The organism is Rhizobacter sp. (assembly GCA_021153565.1).
Taxonomy (GTDB): Bacteria; Pseudomonadota; Gammaproteobacteria; order Burkholderiales; family Burkholderiaceae_C; genus Albitalea.
In genome coordinates this window covers 11974-31112 of record JAJKJU010000010.1, presented here as the reverse complement: position 1 = coordinate 31112, position 19139 = coordinate 11974, and the positions used below count along the sequence as shown (strand labels likewise).

General features: G+C 63.0%; 14 protein-coding genes and 1 tRNA gene. 11 read left to right on the top strand and 4 right to left on the bottom strand.

Annotation, left to right across the window (positions count from 1 at the left end; translation table 11 throughout):
• The first annotated feature begins 114 nt into the window (after positions 1 to 114).
• The 5 genes from flgL to AC30NL_RS00965 all read left to right on the top strand — a co-directional run bounded on the left by flgL (position 115) and on the right by AC30NL_RS00965 (position 10395).
• The gene (gene flgL, locus AC30NL_RS00985) at positions 115 to 1314 is read left to right on the top strand and encodes a flagellar hook-associated protein FlgL (protein ID WP_489462146.1); all 1200 of its coding nucleotides are present in this window, start codon (positions 115 to 117) and stop codon (positions 1312 to 1314) included.
• A 17-nt stretch (positions 1315 to 1331) separates the two neighbouring features.
• Positions 1332 to 2534 carry an EAL and HDOD domain-containing protein gene (locus AC30NL_RS00980; RefSeq protein ID WP_489462145.1) on the top strand — a complete coding sequence of 401 codons (1203 nt, stop codon included), beginning with the start codon at positions 1332 to 1334 and terminating at the stop codon, positions 2532 to 2534.
• Between the two features lie 354 nt (positions 2535 to 2888).
• The gene (locus AC30NL_RS00975; RefSeq protein ID WP_489462144.1) at positions 2889 to 6305 is read left to right on the top strand and encodes a response regulator; all 3417 of its coding nucleotides are present in this window, start codon (positions 2889 to 2891) and stop codon (positions 6303 to 6305) included.
• Complete coding sequence (locus tag AC30NL_RS00970) at positions 6302 to 8560, top strand: putative bifunctional diguanylate cyclase/phosphodiesterase (RefSeq protein WP_489462143.1); 2259 nt, start codon at positions 6302 to 6304, stop codon at positions 8558 to 8560. Before AC30NL_RS00975 ends, AC30NL_RS00970 begins: the two co-directional genes overlap by 4 nt.
• 11 nt (positions 8561 to 8571) lie before the next feature.
• Positions 8572 to 10395: a sensor domain-containing diguanylate cyclase gene (locus AC30NL_RS00965; RefSeq protein ID WP_489462142.1), complete on the top strand. Its 1824-nt coding sequence runs from the start codon at positions 8572 to 8574 to the stop codon at positions 10393 to 10395.
• Between the two features lie 118 nt (positions 10396 to 10513).
• On the opposite strand, the gene AC30NL_RS00960 is transcribed toward AC30NL_RS00965, so the two are convergent.
• Positions 10514 to 10804 carry a hypothetical protein gene (locus tag AC30NL_RS00960; RefSeq protein ID WP_489462141.1) on the bottom strand — a complete coding sequence of 97 codons (291 nt, stop codon included), beginning with the start codon at positions 10802 to 10804 and terminating at the stop codon, positions 10514 to 10516.
• A 225-nt stretch (positions 10805 to 11029) separates the two neighbouring features.
• Here AC30NL_RS00960 and AC30NL_RS00955 point away from each other — a divergent pair, with 225 nt between their 5' ends.
• Entirely contained in the window at positions 11030 to 11416 is a 387-nt protein-coding gene (locus AC30NL_RS00955) for a hypothetical protein (RefSeq protein ID WP_489462140.1), read from the top strand.
• Positions 11417 to 11452: 36 nt separating this feature from the next.
• Here AC30NL_RS00955 and AC30NL_RS00950 read toward each other — a convergent pair.
• Together AC30NL_RS00950 and AC30NL_RS00945 are read right to left on the bottom strand one after the other, a co-directional pair.
• A tRNA-Ser gene (locus tag AC30NL_RS00950) sits at positions 11453 to 11542 on the bottom strand.
• Between the two features lie 235 nt (positions 11543 to 11777).
• Positions 11778 to 12605: a symmetrical bis(5'-nucleosyl)-tetraphosphatase gene (locus AC30NL_RS00945; protein WP_489462139.1), complete on the bottom strand. Its 828-nt coding sequence runs from the start codon at positions 12603 to 12605 to the stop codon at positions 11778 to 11780.
• Between the two features lie 99 nt (positions 12606 to 12704).
• On the opposite strand from AC30NL_RS00945, the gene AC30NL_RS00940 reads away from it, so the two are divergent.
• The 5 genes from AC30NL_RS00940 to AC30NL_RS00920 all read left to right on the top strand — a co-directional run bounded on the left by AC30NL_RS00940 (position 12705) and on the right by AC30NL_RS00920 (position 18380).
• On the top strand, positions 12705 to 14003 hold the full coding sequence (locus AC30NL_RS00940; protein WP_489462138.1) for a hemolysin family protein: 1299 nt from the start codon (positions 12705 to 12707) through the stop codon (positions 14001 to 14003).
• A 54-nt stretch (positions 14004 to 14057) separates the two neighbouring features.
• Complete coding sequence (locus AC30NL_RS00935; protein ID WP_489462137.1) at positions 14058 to 14825, top strand: ABC transporter ATP-binding protein; 768 nt, start codon at positions 14058 to 14060, stop codon at positions 14823 to 14825.
• Positions 14822 to 16336, top strand: a complete 1515-nt coding sequence (locus AC30NL_RS00930; protein WP_489462136.1) for a putative ABC transporter permease subunit — start codon at positions 14822 to 14824, stop codon at positions 16334 to 16336. Before AC30NL_RS00935 ends, AC30NL_RS00930 begins: the two co-directional genes overlap by 4 nt.
• Before the next feature lie 99 nt (positions 16337 to 16435).
• A complete protein-coding gene (locus AC30NL_RS00925; protein ID WP_489462135.1) occupies positions 16436 to 16780 on the top strand; it encodes a thioredoxin family protein in 345 nt (114 codons plus the stop codon).
• A 304-nt stretch (positions 16781 to 17084) separates the two neighbouring features.
• A complete protein-coding gene (locus AC30NL_RS00920) occupies positions 17085 to 18380 on the top strand; it encodes a helix-turn-helix transcriptional regulator (protein ID WP_489462134.1) in 1296 nt (431 codons plus the stop codon).
• A gap of 386 nt (positions 18381 to 18766) precedes the next feature.
• Here AC30NL_RS00920 and AC30NL_RS00915 read toward each other — a convergent pair whose 3' ends face one another.
• On the bottom strand, positions 18767 to 19138 hold the full coding sequence (locus AC30NL_RS00915; RefSeq protein WP_489462133.1) for a hypothetical protein: 372 nt from the start codon (positions 19136 to 19138) through the stop codon (positions 18767 to 18769).
• Position 19139: the final 1 nt, after the last annotated feature.

Below are 19139 nucleotides of genomic sequence, written 5' to 3'. Positions count from 1 at the left end.
TTGCTCCTCGCTTGTGTGGCTCGCCACACGGCGCTCGGAGCGCCTTGCATCGCATCCCGCCCTGCGCCCCCAAAACGGAAAATTATTCCGGGCCATGTCCTGAAAGAGACTCTCATGAACCGCATCAGTACCTCCCAGGCTTTCGATACGTCCTTGCAGCAGTTGCAAAAGCGGCAATCCGAGTTGGGCGAAGCGCAGCAGCAGCTCACGACAGGCAAGCGCGTGAACAAGGCGAGCGACGACCCGACGGCTGCTGCTCGTGCAGAACGCGCACTGGCAAGCATCGCGCGCATCGACGCCGACAAGCGTGGTGTGGAGGCCAGCAAAGGCCTGATGTCGCAGACCGAAAGCGCCCTTGGTGATGCGAACGACCTGCTCCAGCGCGCCGGCGAACTGATCGTGTCTGCCGGCAACGGCAGCTACGGCGACCCGCAGCGCAAGAGCGTCGCAACTGAACTGAAGGGCATCCGCGACCAGTTGTACGCGGTCGCTAACCGCAGCGACGGTGCGAACGGCTATCTCTTTGGCGGGCAGGGCTCGTCGCAGGCCCCCTTCATCGACGCTCCCGGGGCGGTGCAGTTTCGGGGCACGGCGGGGCAGTCGCAGATCGCGGGCACAGAAGGCCTGCCGATCACCATGGATGGTGGTGCCACCTGGTTGTCGGCACGCACCGGCAACGGTGTGTTTGAAACCAAGGTGACCGTGAGCAATGGCAGCGCGACCATCGACACCGGCAGCGTCGTCAACCCTTCGGCGATCACGGGGTCTACCTACGACCTGCAGTTCACCAACACTGCGGGTGTGGTGACCTATTCGGTCCTGAAGGATGGCGCACCCACCGCGCAGACCAACGTCGCCTACCAATCGGGCACGGCGATCCAGATCGATGGCATGGCGGTCAACGTGGCGGGGACGCCCGCCAATGGCGACGTCTTCCAGCTGACGCCTTCCACTCCCACCCTGAGCGTGTTCGACACGCTGGACAAAGCGGTCGCGGACCTGTCCGCCACGGGCAAGCGCAGTTCGCAGATCACGCAGGACAGCACGATGAACCTGCGCAATATCGATCAGGTCATGACGCGAATGCAGGCCGCCCGCTCGGACGCAGGCGTCACGTTGAACCGCATCGACAGTGTCAATGATCGGCTCGACGGCCAGAGGGTAGCGGGAGAAACCGAGAAATCCAGCGCGGAAGACCTCGACATGGTGCAGGCCATCTCTGCGTTCCAGAACAAGCAAAGCGGCTACGATGCCGCCTTGAAGTCGTACTCGATGGTTCAGCGCCTGTCGCTGTTCCAGTACCTCAACGGTTAGTTCTACCGGAGCATGCGTTGACTGATGCCATCCTCGGCCAGGTGGCCCTCGGGTATTCACCGTTCATCGATCGCAACCGCGCCGTCACAGCCACCCGTCTCACGGTTTTTCCGCTGCGGCCCGACTTGAAGCTCGATGCGGCTGAGTTGCTGAATGCCGTTGGAAGCGTGTGGCCGGCCGACGGCGGCCGCGTTTCGCTTAACGTCGCAAGCGAGAGCCTTTTGCAAGATCTCATGAAGACCGACATCTCGAGCAATGTGTGGATCGAGATTCCTGCCTTCATGGCCAGCGACACCGCCAACATCGAGATGCTGCAGGGCCTGCATAAGCGCGGCAACGTCATGCTGCTCAAGGGGCGCCCGGTGAAGGAGCTTCCACGCGAAGTCTTGCCCTGCTTCAAGTATTCGATCATCGAATTGTCCGACGACCGGCGCTGCGCCGAGGGCGCATTTTCCCCCGGCGCCGCGACGCGAAGCATTCCGCACGTGCAGTCGGGCATCTCCAACGTGACCGAGATGGACGCGTGCTTCACGCGCGGCGCCGTTGCCGTGCTGGGCTGGCCCATCGACGATGCCGTGACCGTGTCGACGGCCGGCGGCAAGGCCGCCGGGCAGACCGACCTGCAGGTCATCGTCGAGTTGATCAATCGTGTCGACAAGCAAGAACCCATCGAAAAGCTGGAAGGCACGCTGAAACGTGATCCGTCGCTCGCCTTCAAGCTGATGCGCTATATCAACTCGCCGGCCTTCGGGCTGTCTGTCGAGATCAGTTCTTTCCGCCACGCGATCATGATGCTCGGTTACCAGCGCCTGAAGCGTTGGCTCGCGCTTTTGCTCGCCACCGCCAGCAAGGACACCAACCTCAAGCCGGTGATGTTCGCCGCCGTTCGCCGCGGCCTGCTGATGGAGGAGCTGGTTCGCTCGAGTGGCGACGACGAGATGCGCAACGAGATGTTCATCTGCGGCGTTTTCTCCTTGCTCGACCGCATGTTCAAGCAGCCCTTCGCCGAACTGATGCGCACGATTCCTGTCCCGCAGCGCGTGCACCAGGCACTGGTCGAAGAGGCCGGGCCTTACCAGCCATATTTCGACCTCGTGAAATCGATCGAGGCCGAATCCCTGTTCGACTTCCGCGCCGCGGCCGACAAGCTCATGATGAGCGTGAGCGAGATCAATCGCGCCGAGTTGCGTGCATTGACGGCGGCAGCGCAACTCGACTGATCGATTCGATTGGCGATGAGTCCTGCTGAGAGGCTGAGAGTATTTCGAACGTGTCCGAGCAGCACGTCAAAAAGGCGCCTGATCTAGGCGCAAAGCGCAGCCATAGCTTGGCTACTCTCAGCCTCTGACACCTGACGCAGGCCTGCATCAGCGTGCAAATGGTGCGTCAGTCGTGCGACGCCATGTCGCTGAACGACTGTCGCTCGTTGCCCTGCTTCGAGTAAGTGGGGGGCGTGAAGCCGACTCAAGTCCGATCGTCGAAGGCCGAAATCAGACAGGTGTGACCGGGCGAATATTGTCTGTCGCGTCGGCGCGCTTTCGTCGTTCTTCCTTGGCGCATTACCTCCTTACAGCATGCTGGCGTATCTTTCCCGCGTCTCACTTTGCCTCGCCGCGCTCGCGGCAGGTGCGTCATTGTTCACCCCCGGACGCGACGGTGCGGCACTGGCCAGCCTCGCAATCGTGGCCTTGATCGGTGCGCTGCTCATGCGTCGATTCCGAGTGAAGGCGCAACTCGCGCTCAGGATCGAGCCCGACCAGGCGGGACCGCTCGACGACGCCGCGCTGCACGAAGTCGCGACTTTGATCACGCGGCGTATCGCACAAGCCTCGACCCTGCCCGATGCCTTGCGCGAAACGCGTGAGGAACTGATTCACGAACTCGGCGCCCGAGGTGTCGTGGTTAACGGGCCTGCCGACGACATGATGCCTCTGGCCCTGGCTCAACGCTTTCCCCTCGGCGAAGCTCTGCGCAGCACCAAGGTGGCCGGTAATCCGACGCTCGGCTATGCCGCGCCGGTGGTGCATGACGGCCAGGTGGTGGCCATGCTCGAACTCAAGGGCGTGGAACTCGATGTTGAGCCGCAGGCGCTTGTGCGCCTGCTCGCTCTCGTCAAGGGGCAGCTCGAAGGCGTCGCGCTTCGCGATGGTGCGGCAGGGCCTGCGACCGAGTCCGATCCGCAGAGGCAGGCCATCGCCGACCTCGTGCACCAGTCACCGCTCGGCAGCGAGGGCGAGTTTCTCAATGTGCTCACGGAGAACCTGCCAATCAGCCTCTTCGTCTTCGAGCCCGGCGATCGACGGATTCTTGCGATCAACCGCCATGCAGAACAGGAGTTTTCGCTCAAGCGATCCGAGATGATCGGCAAGACGCTGCGCGAATTCTTTGAGTTCCGCCTGGCCGAACTGGCCGAGCCCGCGATGCTGCAGGCCATGCGCCAGCACGCGCCGGTGGACGTTGACTGTGAATGGCCGTCACGCCGGTTAGGGCTTCGCACGGTCAACATTCGCAACGTCGTGCTTCGCTACGCCGACGGGTCGCCGCGACTCTTGCTTGTCATCGCACGCGAGGTCACCGCCGAGCGTCGCGATCGGCGAGAGCTGGAGGAATCGCAGGCGCGCTACACGGAGCTTGCCGAGACGGTGGAGGACACCCTTTTCGTCAGCAACCCGGATCGATCGCATTTCGAGTTCATCAGCAGCGGCGCCTTCGACACTTACGGCATCTCGCGCTCGGCCTTCAACGCCGACCATGCCGCCATCTTCACCAACCTCGTCGAGGAAGACCGGGTCTTGCTTGCCGGGCAGCGAGACCGTGAAGCGCGAGGCGAAGCCGTCGCCATCACTTACCGCATCCAGCATCCCGCCAAGGGCTTGCGATGGCTGCGCTCGCGAACGCGCAGCCGTGTGCTGCCCGACGGCACGATGCGTGTCTATGGCCTTGTGTCGGACGTGACGCGTGACCACCAGCACGAGGTCGAGCTCGAAGCCGCGCGAGATGTGGCCGAGGCCGCGAGCCAGGCCAAGAGCCAGTTCATGGCGAACATGAGCCATGAGATTCGCACACCGATGAATGGAATCCTCGGCATGACCGAGCTGCTGCTCGGCACACCGCTCAACGACAAGCAGCGGCGATTCGCGAAGGCGGTGTACCGCTCAGGCGAGTCGCTGCTTGAGATCATCAACGACATCCTCGACTTCTCGAAAATCGAGGCGGGCAAGCTCGAACTCGCGCCCACCGATTTTTCGCTGCGCGGCGTGGTCGAGGACACGCTCGAATTGCTCGCGCCACGGGCGCGCGAGAAGGGGCTTGAGCTGAGCTTCCATGAAGCCCCCGGGCTGCCGGCCTCTGTGCACGGCGATCCTCTGCGGTTGCAGCAGGTGCTGACCAATCTGATCGCCAACGCGATCAAGTTCACGGAACGTGGCGAGGTGGTGGTCGAACTGAAGCTCAGGGCGCCAAGTGAGGCGCCGCTCAGCGACTCCGGGTTTGTGTTGGGTTTCCAGGTCCGTGACACAGGCATCGGCATCGACGCCGACACCCTGCCGCGACTGTTCACCGCCTTTACCCAGGCCAACGGCGGCATGTCGCGCCGCTACGGAGGCACAGGCCTTGGCCTGGCCATCTCCAAGCAGTTGATTGAATTGATGGGCGGCAGCATCCGCGTCGAAAGCCGGCCTGGCATTGGCTCGCAGTTCATCTTCGAGGTGCCTGTGCGCCCGGCCGCAGGAGAGAACGCGATGGTCGAACTCGACGCCGCCGAACTGGCTGCCCTGCGTGTGCTCGTCGTAGAAGACCACGAAACCAACCGCACAGTGCTCGAGAACATGCTGGGCGCGTGGGGCATGGACGTCACGCTGGCCGAGGACGGCCAGCAGGCGCTGGACATCCTGCAGGGCAGGACGGAGTTCGACACCCACTACGACCTCGCGCTCGTGGACATGCACATGCCGCGGCTGGACGGTGTGTCCTTCGGTCACGCACTCAAGGCCGCCGGCACCCACCCTGACTTGAAAATGATCCTGTTGTCCAGTGTGTCGTCACCGGACGACGTGCGCACAGCCCAGCTTGCGGGTTTTCACCGATTCGTCGCCAAGCCGGTGCGCAAGGTCGAGCTGTGGCAAGCCATCCTCGGGGCTTCGGCACAGCGGCGCGAGACTGTTGCCATGCCGCCGCGCTTGCGGGGGCATGTGCTGATAGTCGAGGACAACCCGGTCAATCAGGAGGTCATCGGACAAATGCTACGCCACCTTGGCCTCAAGGTCCGTGTGGAGGCTGGTGCGTTGCAGGGTCTTCGGGCGCTGTGTGAGGCACACTTCGATCTCGTGCTGATGGACGTACAAATGCCCGGCATGGACGGCGTGGAGGCGCTGAGCTGGTTCCGGCGAGGAAACAGCGACCGGTTCAGCTTCGTCACACCAAGCCATACTCCGGTGATTGCCGTGACAGCCAACGCGCTGGGCGGCGACCAGGACCGCTTCCTTGCGCTGGGTTTCGATGACTATCTGTCCAAACCGTTTCGCCAAAGCCAATTGCTTGCCATGCTGACAAAACGATTGAGCCCCCACAGTCCCGTCCCCTCGGACGAAGCCGCCGCCTCAGGCGGCGCGGACCCCGCCTGGGCCAACGTGGCAAATTCTGTGCTCGACGCGAGCGCCCTCGACCGTCTGCGCGAACTCGACCCCAAGGGCGAGAACCACTTGCTGTCGCGTGTTATCAAGGCTTTCGAAAACTCTGCGGCGAGACTGATGCCGCAGCTGCAGGAGTCCCGTCGTGCCGGTGACAACACTGGGGTGCGACATGTTGCCCATACTCTCAAGTCGTCATCGGCCAGCATTGGCGGCATCAAGTTGTCTCAGCTCTGTGCTGAAGTCGAAATCAAGATTCGCACCGACAAGCTCGAAAACCTGGACGAACTCATCGACGCGATGTGCGCGGAGGTTGAGATCGTGCTACAAGCCTTGAAGCGGCTGTTGGACGGCAAAACATGAACGCAAGCGTTGCGCCAGGCGACGAAGATCCGCTGGGTCAGCCCCAGATTTTCCTTGTCGACGACGACGAGGTGAACTTGCTATTGACGTCGATTGCGCTGCGTGAACGGGGCTTCAACATCATTGAGGCGACCAGCGGCGAACGCGCCATTCAGATCCTGACCGACTGGCTGCCCGATGTGGTCGTCCTCGACGCCATCATGCCCGGCATGGATGGGTTCCAGACTTGCCGCGAACTGCGGGCGCTGCCGGGCTTCGAATCTCTGCCGGTGCTCATGCTGACTGGCCTGGACGATGACGCCTCCATCAACCGCGCTTACGAGGCAGGTGCGACCGACTTTTTCGTCAAGTCCACACACTGGAGTCTTCTCGCCGGGCGTCTGCGCTATTTGCTTCGATCGTCGCGCACACGGCTCGAACTCGAGCGCAGCAAGTCCAAACTCGCTCGCGCGCAAGACCTGGCGCGCATGGGCAGCTTCGACTGGAAGCGCTCGCAAGGCAGCCCGATCTTCTCGGTCGAAGGCTTGAGGGTGTTCGGCATGGGGCCGGGCACCAACGTCGAGTTCCGCCAGTTGCTGCGCATGCTGCCGGCCGAGGACCGCGCCGGTCTCATCGCGATGCTGCACGAAGTGATGGGCCACAGCTCGGTGCTGGCGACCGACATACCGGTGACGCTGGCTGATGGGCGCCTGCGCATCATCCACACCGAGGCCGAGCCCGAGTTCAACGAGCACGGCAACCTGATCGGCTACACCGGCATCGTGCAGGACGTGACCGATCGCCGCATGGCCGAAGACAAGATTCGGCACCTTGCCAATTTCGATGCGCTGACGGGGTTGCCCAATCGGCGACAGCTTCTCTGGCGCACCGAGCGTGCACTCGAATATGCAAGGCGGCTCGGCCATCAGGTGAGCTTGCTGCTGATCGACCTGGACCGCTTCAAGGTCATCAACGACACGCTCGGGCATGGCGCTGGCGACGAGTTGCTGATGGAAGTCGCGCGGCGTCTGCGTTCATGCGTGCGCCACTCCGAACAGGTGATGGAAAGTTCGCTCGAAGCCATGGGCTCGCGTTCGCACCGGACTCTGGAAGCGGTGGGGCGGCTGGGCGGCGACGAGTTCGTGGCGTTGCTGCCCGAAGTCGTCGACGAGCGAGACGCCGAACGCGTGGCGGTGAGAATTCTCGACTTGATGCGCGAGCCGATTTTCGTGGGCGGGCAAGAATGCTTCGTCACCGCGTCGGTGGGGATTGCGATGTACCCACGCGACGGCCAGTCGGTCGCCGATCTGATGCGCAACTCCGACGTGGCAATGTATTCCGTGAAGGCGCAAGGCCGCAATGCCGCATCGCTCTACCGCCCGCAGTTGGCCGGCAAGGGCCGCGAAAAGCTCGAACTCGAGAGCGCATTGCACAAGGCCATCGAGCGCAACGAACTCGTCCTGCACTACCAGCCCAAAATCGACGTGCGCGCCGCCAAGATGGTAGGCGCCGAAGCGCTCATGCGCTGGCACCGCAATGGCGTGCTGGTTCCGCCGGCCGACTTCATTCCGCTCGCTGAGGAAACGGGCCTCATCACCCCCCTGAGCGAGTGGGCGATCCGCGAGACGGCGCGTCAGGCTCGGCTGTGGAAAGACAATTTCGGTTTCTCGGACTCGATCGCCGTGAACCTCCCGAATCGTTTGTTCGAGCGCACCGACCTGGTCGAACATATTCATCAGGCCGTGACGATGTACGGCGTACCTCACCACGCCATCGAACTCGAGATCACCGAGACGGGCCTGATGAAGGATTTGCAGAACGTCATCCCGGCGCTGCATCGGCTCAATGAAATCGGCGTCGAAATTTCCATCGACGACTTCGGCACAGGTTATTCATCCTTGGCCTACCTCACCACGCTGCCGATTTCCGAACTCAAGATCGACCGCAGCTTCGTGCGCGATCTGGGTCTCACGCCGCAAAGCTCGGCGGTGGTCACCGCCATCATCGCGCTGGCCCGATCGCTCGGCCTGCGCGTGATTGCCGAAGGCGTTGAAAACCTGCGCCAGATGGAAGTACTGCACCGACTCGGCTGTGGCGTGATGCAAGGCTTCTTGTTCAGCAAGCCGAAGATGCCCGACGAAATCGAGGCGTGGCTTCATCAGACGGTGCTGCCCAAGAAGGCGCCGTGGATCGGAAAGGCTGGTGAGGCCGACAATTCCGAAGCGCTGCGTGCCGCCGAGGCGCGCGGGGGCCCGCGAGCCACGCCAGCGGCTTGATGGGGGCTCTCGTGGCGACATTGCCCAAGAGCGCGCCCCCTGCGCCATCCGAGATGCTTCCCGCCGCGCTGGCGAAGGCTGCGCTGCGACGCCTTGTCATCGCCAAGCTCGAGCCGACGCCAGAGAACTACGCTCGTGCCTATCAGGAAGAACTGGGTGGGGCGACCGCAAATTCCGTCTTGCCCGAGCGGGCGCAGAAAGTCGTTGAACGGCTGGTGCTGCGTGCCGTCGACGCCGACGTCGCGCCTGAATTGACGACAGCGATGGCCGAGGGCCGCTGGGACCAGGCAGAGCGCGCACTAGATGCTCCCGACCGAGCCGGAGAGCAATTGGCCGAACTCATCGACCGCATCGTACGCGGTGTCGAGCGCCGCAGCCGGCAGTGGACAAGTGCGCGCAAGAAGGACAGCCTTCAGAGGGTTCTGGGTGGCAGCCGTGGTGATGCCAGCCGTTTGCAGCAGCGGCTGCGGCAGCTCGTAGCCAGCTGGGAAAGCGAAGCTCCTGAGGGTGCGACTGAAGGCGTCAGTGGCGAGACGATGCCGGCGCCCTTGTCGGCAGACTCGCAGCTCGCCGCGCTCGGCATCGAGTCGCAACCCATGCCGCTTGGTGGCGACACCGGTCCTGAGGTCATCGAATCGGCCGTGCGTGAATGGAACCGCGTGCTCGGATGCCTGGACGGCACCGTGCGACAAGCACTGCCCACGACAGAGAAAGATAGCCTCACGCTGGCCGAAGCAATCGCCGATGCGACGCGCCGCATCCAGATGAAGGGCGCGTCGCCCTTGCTGGCCGACGAACTCAACCGCCTGTGCCAGCGCGCCGATCGCGTGCTGCAGCACCGGCATCACCTGGTCGAACAACTCGGCAACCTGTGCCGCGAACTGGCCGCGGGCCTGACCGACCTGGCCGAGGACGACAGTTGGGCAAAGGGCCAGTGCAACGCAATGCAGTTGCGCATCGAAGAAGGGCTGACCGCGCGCGGTGTGAAGTCGGTCAGCCAATTGCTGCACTTTACGCGCGAGCGGCAGGGCCAGCTTCGCGCCGAGCGAGAGCGTGCGCGCGATGCGCTCAAGGGGCTCATCAACCGCATGCTCAGCGAACTCAACGAGCTCGGTTCGCAGACCGGCCGATTCCACGACAGCGTGGGCCGCTATGCCGACGTGATCGAGAAGGCAGACTCGCTCGAAAGCCTGACCGGCGTCGTGCGTGAGATGGTCGAAGAAAGCCGCACCGTGCAGTCGCTTGTCGCGCATACGCAGAAGAAGCTGCAGGACGAACACACCAAGGCCAGCGATCTGACTGATCGAGTCAATGAGCTCGAGAGCGAACTGAGGCGATTATCCGAAGAAGTCTCCACCGACCAGCTCACGCAGATCTCCAACAGACGGGGTTTGCTGCAGGCCTTCGAGGTGGAAAAGTCGCGCATGGAGCGCACTGGCGCGACATTGTGTGTGGGCCTGCTCGACATCGACAACTTCAAGCGCCTCAACGATGAACTGGGTCACAACGTGGGCGACGAGGCCTTGCGCTCATTGGCCTCGGTGGTGAGCCGCACGCTTCGCCCCACCGACTTGACGGCACGCTACGGCGGCGAAGAATTTGTGGTGCTGCTGCCGGACACGCCGGTCGAAGAAGGCCAAGTAATTCTGACGAGACTGCAGCGTTCACTGAGCGGTGGCTTGTTCATGCACGAGCAAAAGCAGATCTTCGTCACCTTCTCTGCTGGCGTGACGACCTTTCGGCTGGGCGAGCGAATCGAAGACGCCCTGGAGCGCGCCGACCAGGCCTTGTATGAGGCCAAGCGGACGGGAAAGAACAGAACCTGCATCGGTTAGACCGGCATGCTGAACGGTGGGGAAAAGAAAAAGGGGACTCCGACACCGGAGCCCCCTTCGTCCTTCTGCTAGTGCGGCGCGCAAAACGCCGCCCCCCTCCCTGAGGTCTTGTTTTGTCTTATTGCAGCAGCATGGCCCGCGAGTGCCGGGTCGAGGCCGCGGCAAAATGGCCACGCGCCAAGTCCATGAGCAGGGTGCCGAACCAGGCCGACCCGGGCCCCTTGGCGTAGAGTCGTTCTTCGCCAGTCGACCGACGCCGCACCATCACGATGCCGCTCACCATGCCGAAGAGGGTGGCCAGTTCGGAACTCTGGTCTTCCTCGATCTCGAAGTCTTCGGCGTCGTGCCCCCAGGAGCGCAACAGGCCTTTGACCACTTCTTCGCTGGAAACCTTGGTCGTGCTGTGCATGATCTTTTTTCTTCGTAGTGCTGGAGCCGTGTCCTGTGCAAGCATTCTTCGAGAGACCGAGGCACCTGAACATCCCCCAGCGAGGGGCATCCATCATGAGAGGGATGTGTGTTGGATGGGTTCCGGTGGGTCGACGGCTCGTAGAAACGATCCTTTGGATGATGGCATCATCCCTCCCGACGTCGTCACGCCAGACACTGTGGCAACGAGCCTCCCTTCACCCCAATGACCGAACTCAAGTTTTTCCGCTTGATGCTGGTGGTCCTGGCCACACTCGTCCTGTCCCTCGGCAGCGGATGGGCCTACTACACCCACAGGCAGCACCTCACCGAGGCCGCCATCGACTCCGCCTTCGGCGAGTACAACCGCTACATCGCCGCGTGTGGCGATAACAAGGAGGGCGGAGCGTGGGACTTGGCCCAACGGGCCTACGATTCGGTCAGCAAGCTGTCTGCCGCACGGGATGTCTATGCGGGACGGGCCGAACTGCCGTTGTGGATTGGAGCCATCGTGTGCCCAGCGCTGGTGGCATTGTTCTATGCGCTGCGATGGGCGATGACGGGGCGGGTGAGGCCGTTGTGGCTGCTGGGCCGCCGGTCAACAGCGGGCTGAAGGACTCGCTTGATACTGCGAGCCCGTCGACGCTCTTGGCGGAAGCGGTGAGATTCGAACTCACGGATGGGTTCCCCCATCGCTGGTTTTCAAGACCAGTGCCTTAAACCGCTCGGCCACGCTTCCTCGTCAATCGAGAGGGCGAATTGTAATCGCGCGCTGGAGGATGATGCGCAGCGGGTACCCAAGTGCAGTCGCGGCAATGGCAGACAAGCAGTTCAGCAGGCGGCATGCGGGTTGCAGAAATGGCCTCGTGGCTGGCGTGCCTGGCACCGCTTCAGCCCTTGGAGCCGTCGGCCGTCGTCGCACTCGCGCATCAATTGCGAGCGAGACGTGTCAGCGCTCCCCGGGGTTCTACAACCTACGGAATGCCGTGCTCCTGTGCTTGCGCGCATTCAACTTGAATGATCTCCCGTCGGCCGCCATCGACCCGTGCCGCGGTCAGGCGCCCGCCCCAAACGCAGCCTGTGTCGAGCGACAGCAAATCCGGCCGGCTCATCAGCCCGAGCGTCGACCAGTGTCCGAACGCAATCGGTACCCCCTGCGTCTTTCGCCCAGGCGCCTCGAACCATGGATAGTGCCCATCCGGCGCCTGCTTGCTGCTGTCCTTGGTCTTCAGCTCCAGCGACCCATCCGCCCCGACGAATCGGATGCGGGTGAGCACGTTGACCGTGAAGCGCAGCCTGTCGTTGCCATTGAGTGATTCATCCCAGCGCGATGGTTCGTTGCCGTACATCACCTGCAGGAAGTCCCGCATGTCGTCGCTGCGCAAGTGCGCTTCGACTTCGCCTGCCAGCCGCAAGGTTGTTTCGAGATCCCACTGCGGCACCACGCCCGCATGAACCATCAGCCAGCCCTGCGCCTGTACCGCCAACCGCCGGGTGCGCAGCCAAGCGATCCACTCGTCGCGCTCGGGCGATTCGAGGATCTCGTCCAACGTGTCGTTCTTGTGCGCCCGCCGCACTCCGTGCGCCACGGCTAGCAGGTGCAGGTCGTGGTTGCCCAGCAGGCAGGTGGCCGAATCGCCCAGACCACGCAGGCGTTTCAGGGTGCGCAGGCTCAGCGGACCCCGGTTGACGAGGTCGCCCACGACCCACAAATGGTCGCGAGAGGGCGAGAAGTCGATTTTTGCCAGCAGGGCGTCTAGCGGGTCGCAGCAGCCCTGGATGTCGCCAACGATGTATTGCATAAGCCTTTCAGGGGGAAAACACTCGGTGCGACCCAAAACCGCATGAGCCGTCTTGCGATTCTGCTACGCTCCCCGGTCTCTCCCCGCTGCGCGCCCCGCATGGACGTTGCCCTACTGGTTTTTCTTATCCTCCTCAATGCCCTGTTCGCAATGTCGGAAATGGCCCTCACGGCCAGCCGCAAGGCGCGCTTGCAAGTGATGGTGGAGGCGGGGGACGCGGGCGCCCAGGCGGCGATGGACCTGCACGACAACCCGACCAAGTTCCTGTCGGTGGTGCAGATCGGCATCACCTCCATCGGCATCCTTAATGGCATCGTCGGCGATGCGGCCTTTTCCGGGCCCTTCGCGAAGTGGATCCACCAGACCTTCCCCGTCAGCGACAAGTTGGCCGACATCGCCGCCACGGCGATGGTGGTGGTGTCTATCACCTTTCTGACAATCATCTTCGGCGAGCTCGTTCCCAAGCGCCTCGGCCAGATGTACCCCGAGAACGTCGCGCGGCTCGTGTCGCGGCCGATGGAATTCCTGTCGTTGATCGGCCGGCCTTTCGTGAAAGTGCTGTCGTTCTCGACCGAGGGCACGTTGCGGATCATGGGCATCCGCGGCGGGCCGAATCGTTCCGTGACCGAAGAAGAAATAGCGGCGAGCCTGGAGGAGGGCGTGGACGCGGGCGTCATTGAAGAGCAGGAGCATCAGATGGTGCGCAACGTGTTCCGCCTCGACGATCGGCAGGTGGGCTCGATGATGATCCCGCGCGTCGAAATCGTCTGGCTCGACGCCAGCGCGACGCCAAAGGAGGTGCTCGAAGTCATCGGCAACGAAGAACACTCGCGTTACCCCGTGTGCCGCGGCGGGCTCCATGACGTGGTGGGTGTGGTGACGGCTCAAAGCCTTTTGCAGCAGTCGATGGAAGGCCGACCGCTTTCGCTCACCGAGCGTCTGCAGCCGCCGGTGTTCGTGCCCGAGACGCTGTCGGGCATGGAGCTGCTCGACCACTTTCGCGCCTCGGGTGCGCAGCTCGTATTTGTCGTGGACGAATACGGCGAAGTGCAGGGCGTGATCACCGTGCGCGACGTGCTCGAAGCCATCACGGGCGAGTTCACTACAGCGAAGTCAGAAGATTCGTGGGCCATTCAGCGAGAAGATGGAACCTGGCTCTTCGATGGACTCATTCCGGTACCGGAACTCAAGGATCGGCTCGAACTGAAAGAGCTGCCCGAGGAGGACCGGGGGCGCTACAACACGCTGGCCGGCATGATCATGCTGCTGCTCGGCCGACTTCCGCGCACGACGGACTCGGTCGAATGGCAAGGGTGGCGATTCGAAGTCGTCGACCTCGACGGCAAGCGGGTCGACAAGGTTCTGGCGCAGGCGATCGAGATCGAACCTGCACCGTGATGGGCGCCGACACGTAGCACTGCGTTTTTCTCTGGAGTCCATGGTGATCCTGGCATGTACGTTGACCTTGCCGTGACGACGCCCGCGCTACACATCGATCGCCTCGTCAAGGTCTTCGGCGGCAAGTGCGCCGTCGACGGCTTGAGCCTGAGCATTCCTCAAGGCGAGTTCCATGCGCTGCTCGGCCCCAACGGCGCGGGCAAGACGACCACGCTTCGCATCGTCGCGGGCCTGCTGAAAGCCGACAGCGGGACCGCACACATCCTTGGCCACGACATTGCACGAGACCCCACTGCCGCCAAGCGCCTGCTTTCCTTTCTGCCCGACGATCCGCTCCTCTACGGCAAGCTCAGGCCGCCGGAGTACCTCGAGTTCGTGGCCGGCTTGTGGAACATCGAGCCCGGGGACGCGGAACCGCGCGCCGAAGAGCTGCTTCGCTGGCTCGAACTGTGGGACAACAAGCACGAGTTGATCGAAGGCTTCTCGCGCGGCATGCGTCAGAAGCTGGCCCTTGCGGGCGCGCTCATCCACGACCCGAAGGTCATGATCCTTGACGAGCCGCTCACCGGCCTCGACGCCGCCGCGGCTCGGCAGGTGAAAGACCTGCTGCTCGATCGCGTGAAGCGTGGCCACACCATCGTGCTCACGACGCACATCCTCGAAATGGCAGAGCGCCTCGCGCAGCGCATCAGCATCATTCAACGAGGCCGGATCATCGCGCAGGGCAGCCTCGATCAACTGCGCGAAGAGGTAGCCGCGAGCGAGGGCCAAGGTGCGACGCTCGAAGACGTCTTCCTCGAGCTGACGTCGGTTCGGGCATGAGTGCGGCCGTCGGTACCGCCCGCTGGCTACTGCGCCACGAAATGCGCGTTGCATGGCGCGGTGTGGCAGGCAAGCGGCTATGGATCGTCGCGTTGGGCGGTGGCGCGCTGTGGATGTGCATCCATGTCTTTGCCTACATTGCCGTGAGCTCCCTCAATCTCACGCACCTGCCGTCCTGGGTTGCCCCGGCGGCAGGCAGCTTGCTGTGGTTGGCCATCATGCTGATGCTGTCGCACGCCATCATGATGTCGGTCTCGGCGCTCTTTGACCGCGGCGACCTCGACCTGCTCCTGTCGTCGCCCCTGTCGGCGCGAACTGTGTTCATCGTGCGCGGCCTGGGCATCACCCTCAGTTGTGCAGCGCTCTACGCCTTCTTGTTGCTGCCTTTCGCAAACGTCGGTCTCTTCACCGGGAGATCCCGGCTGCTTGCGATCTACCCGACGCTTGCCTCGCTCGCGCTCCTCTGCACATCGCTTGGCATGCTGCTCACGCTGACTCTTGTGCGCACGCTCGGTGCGCGTCGAGCACGCACGGTGGCGCAAATCATTGGGGCGCTGGCAGGCGCCTCGATCTTTCTCGTGACGCAGGCGCAGAACATGGCCAGCCCCGCCATGCGTGTGCGCGTGGCCGGGTTGCTGGGGCAATGGATGCACGACGGCGAGCTGCTCGCCCCCGACGGCGCCTTGTGGTTTCCGTTTCGCGCAGCCATCGGCGAGCCATTGCCGCTGGTCGCGGTGATCTTGCTCGGTGCGGGCAGCTTCTGGCTGGTGATGAACATTGCATACCGACGCTTCCTCTCAGGCACCCAGGAAGCCGTGGCCGGTAGCGCCAAGCGAAAGGCCGCCTTGAACGCCGCGCCCATGCGATTCCGCTCGGGCATCTGGCTGGTGGTCCTCATGAAGGAATGGAAACTCATTCTTCGCGACCCGAACCTCATTGCGCAAACCTTGTTGCAAACGCTCTACCTCATTCCATTGGTGTTCGTCGTGTTCCGCCGCGAGGAGATGCTCACGCTGGCCGTGCCCAGCGCCGTGCTGCTGGCGGGCACCTTGAGCGGCACGCTCGCGTGGATCACCGTGTCGGCGGAGGACGCGCCCGAGCTCATCGGGGTGGCGCCAATTTCGCTTGCACGCATTCGCTGGATGAAGGTGGTGGCAGCGGTGCTGCCAGTGTGGCTGCTGGTGTCGCCCCTCCTCATTTACCTGCTTGTGAAAAGTCTGCCGTTGTCGGTGGTGTTCGTCTTGTGTCTGGCAGGCTCGACATTGTCTGCGGGGCTGACGCAGATCTGGTATCCGCGTCAGGGCGACCGCAAGAACATGAAGAAGCCCGTGGAGTCGGGCAAGGTCATGGGTTTTCTCGAAGGCTTGTGTGGCATGGGGTGGGCTGGCGTGGCTTGGTGCCTGGTGTCGGCGCCGATCTACACGCCGCTGCCGCTGGTGTTCGCAATCTTTGTCCCAATCGCCGCGTGGTTTTTGGGACGAGAGCGGCGCGAGCAGGGCTTGTTGGTTTGAAATTTCGTGGTGCTGGCCACGAACATAGGATTTGGCCCAAAACAATTTCCCGTCGGGCCAAATCCATACCGCGGGAACACCGATTGCTCGCATCACCCCATGGTCATGAACACCGTCTACGCGGCAATCGATCCCTCGCGCGCTGAAATCGACGCGCTCGAAGGGCCCACAGTCATCGAGTTCGGCGCGCCGTGGTGCGGTTATTGCCGCGCAGCGCAACCGCTATTTGCCGCTGTATTGGCTGAGTACCCACACCTGCGGCACATCAAGATCGAGGATGGCCCGCGTCGTCCGCTTGGGCGCTCGTTCAGGATCAAGCTCTGGCCGACGCTCATCTTCATGAACGACGGCAGGGAAGTGGCGCGCCTCGTGAGGCCCTCTGATCCTGAAACGTTTGTCGAAGCGCTCGAAGAGCAGGCGCGAGCCACGCAGCCAAGCGGCTGAGAGTACCGAGACTCGTGGTGACTGGGAGCGAATGCCGCAGAAGACACCTGAGTGCGGGCTTCGCCATCGCGACCCCCTACAAAAGTTTGTAGGCGACAGTCCAAGGCTTAGCTGCAACACTCACGTCCGTGGGAAACGACAGGAAGTGCGCAGTAGCCGGGCGTCAAGCGGACGGCTGCAGTGACGTGAAGTTGTGGCAGTCAAAGATCGCCGAATCAATGGCCCTCATCGGGTCGATGCCGAGTTGGCAGCTCTGCTTGAAGAGATATGGGCCTTGCAGTGTGCCGACAACAAGCGTCTCCTCATGCTTTGCCATCAGGCGGTGCAAAGGGCGGACCGCAGCAATGACAGCTCTTGTGTCTTCTGGGCCCATCTGTCCCGCGCCCTGTTGGCGCAGCGGTACCAACCTTTGGAGCAAAGCCGCGAAGATCTGGCCATGGCAAGCATGTGTGCGACTCAGGTGCGCGAGCCGAGAGCGCAACGCCTGCTTCAGATTTGCGAAGCATCGCTCTGGCTTCGCGACGGCTTGCACCAGCGCGCGTTCGACCGCTTCTCGGCCATGCCATTGGCGAGTGAGCCAGGCGACGACGACCCCGACGACTACTTCATTCTGTATGGCATGGCGCAGTGCGCCGCGAGGCTTCACCACCTCGAACCGCTATTCGACGCCCTCTACACAAACCTGCGGCTGACCGAGCGAACCGGGCCACCCGTTCGGCATGCGGTGGTGACGGCCGACTTGGCCTCGGCACTCATCTCCATCGGTCGCGCGTCCGAGGCGCTGGAGCTCATCGACGACAAGCTGAAAAGAGCAAGTGCGCGCTGGCACAACCCCTTGCTGCTGGGGTACATGCGAATCCAGGCGGCCATCGCCAAGTACGCCCAGGGGCGAGTCATCGATGCGCATAACGACTTTCTGGCGCTCGTGCACGATGGCGTGGCCGATCTGTCACGCAGCTTTGCCTTCCAGGTGCATTCGAACCTGATGGGCATCTGCATTCAGCGCGGGCTGCACGAAGAAGCAATTCGAAGCGCCCAGCAGGCCCGCGCCGCGGCCGGAAAGCTGCAGCGATCGGCGCCCTTGGGTCTGTGTCATCAAGCGGCAGGCTTTCTCGCACACGCGCAGGGCGACAGCGTTCGCGCGATCCACATGCTTGAACAAGCCATCGTCTGCTACGAACAAGATCTGCCATTCACTGCGCCGATGAACGCTCATGTCGACCTTGGCGCTGTGTTGTCGGAATGCCATGTGGCCGAACCTCGGCCCGAACTGGCCCATGCAAGACACCGGCGCTTCTTCGAGATCCACCGCCGTCGAACCGACTACGCCAGCCGCGGGCAGTTGGCGGCGTTCAAGGCGCGGCAGTCCGTGGCGGCGTGCATCCATCTCAGCGATCGCGAACGCGAGTGCCTTTCATGGAGCTCGGCCGGCAAGACGGCCTGGGAAGTCGGCGGCATCCTCGGCCTGTCCGAGTGGACAGTGGTCTATCACATCGAAAAGGCCAAGCGGAAATTCGGTCTCAAGCGAAAGCGGGAAACGATTGCGCAGGCGATCAGCTTGGGATTGATCAAGCCTTATCGCGGAAAAGAGTCGGTATAGCGGCTGGGGTTGCCTCCCTTGCACTCAAGCTTTTGAGCGCCGGGCAAGGTGCGCAAGGGCGTTAAGGATTTGGCCCGGAATAAGTTCCCGTTTTGGGGGCGCTGGGCGGGTGCGCTGCGGCGTTGCTCCTCGCTTGTGTGGCTCGCCACACGGCGCTCGGAGCGCCTTGCATCGCATCCCGCCCAGCGCCCCCAAAACGGGAACTTATTCCGGGTCAAATCCTAAGTCGAGGCAGTCGCGTCGGACGAATCGGCGAGACGCGAAGGGAGAACACCAGTTCGCATGGAGCTTCGACGCATCGCTGTACACGCGGAAAAACCCGAGGCGGGACCGCACTCGGGATGTGCCAGCGACTTTTTTTCTCAAGCACTGCCTTGCAAGCGGGATCAGGCCTCAGAAGGCTCAAGCCCCTTGAGGATCTCCAGCAGCGGATCTTTCGGATCAGGCCGGTGTGTTTCCGGCCGCTGCGGATCCCACTCGGGGTTGTTGCGATTGAGCCAGGCGCCGATCACCATCTGGCGTGCAAAATCGCGCCGACTTTCCGCCACGGCATCGTCTTCGGCACCCTTTTTGTTCGCCTGCTCAGCGTTGTCCGCTGCGCGCAGCTCTTGCTCGACCCTGTCTACCGCGCTTTCGAAGTCGCGCAGTACGTAGTGAGCCAGCAGCGCGCGCTCGTCGAATGGCGGCGGTGGCTCGCCACCCTTCAGTTGAGGGACTGCAGGAGCCACGGGAGAGTTGGTGCTCGATTCGATGCTCATG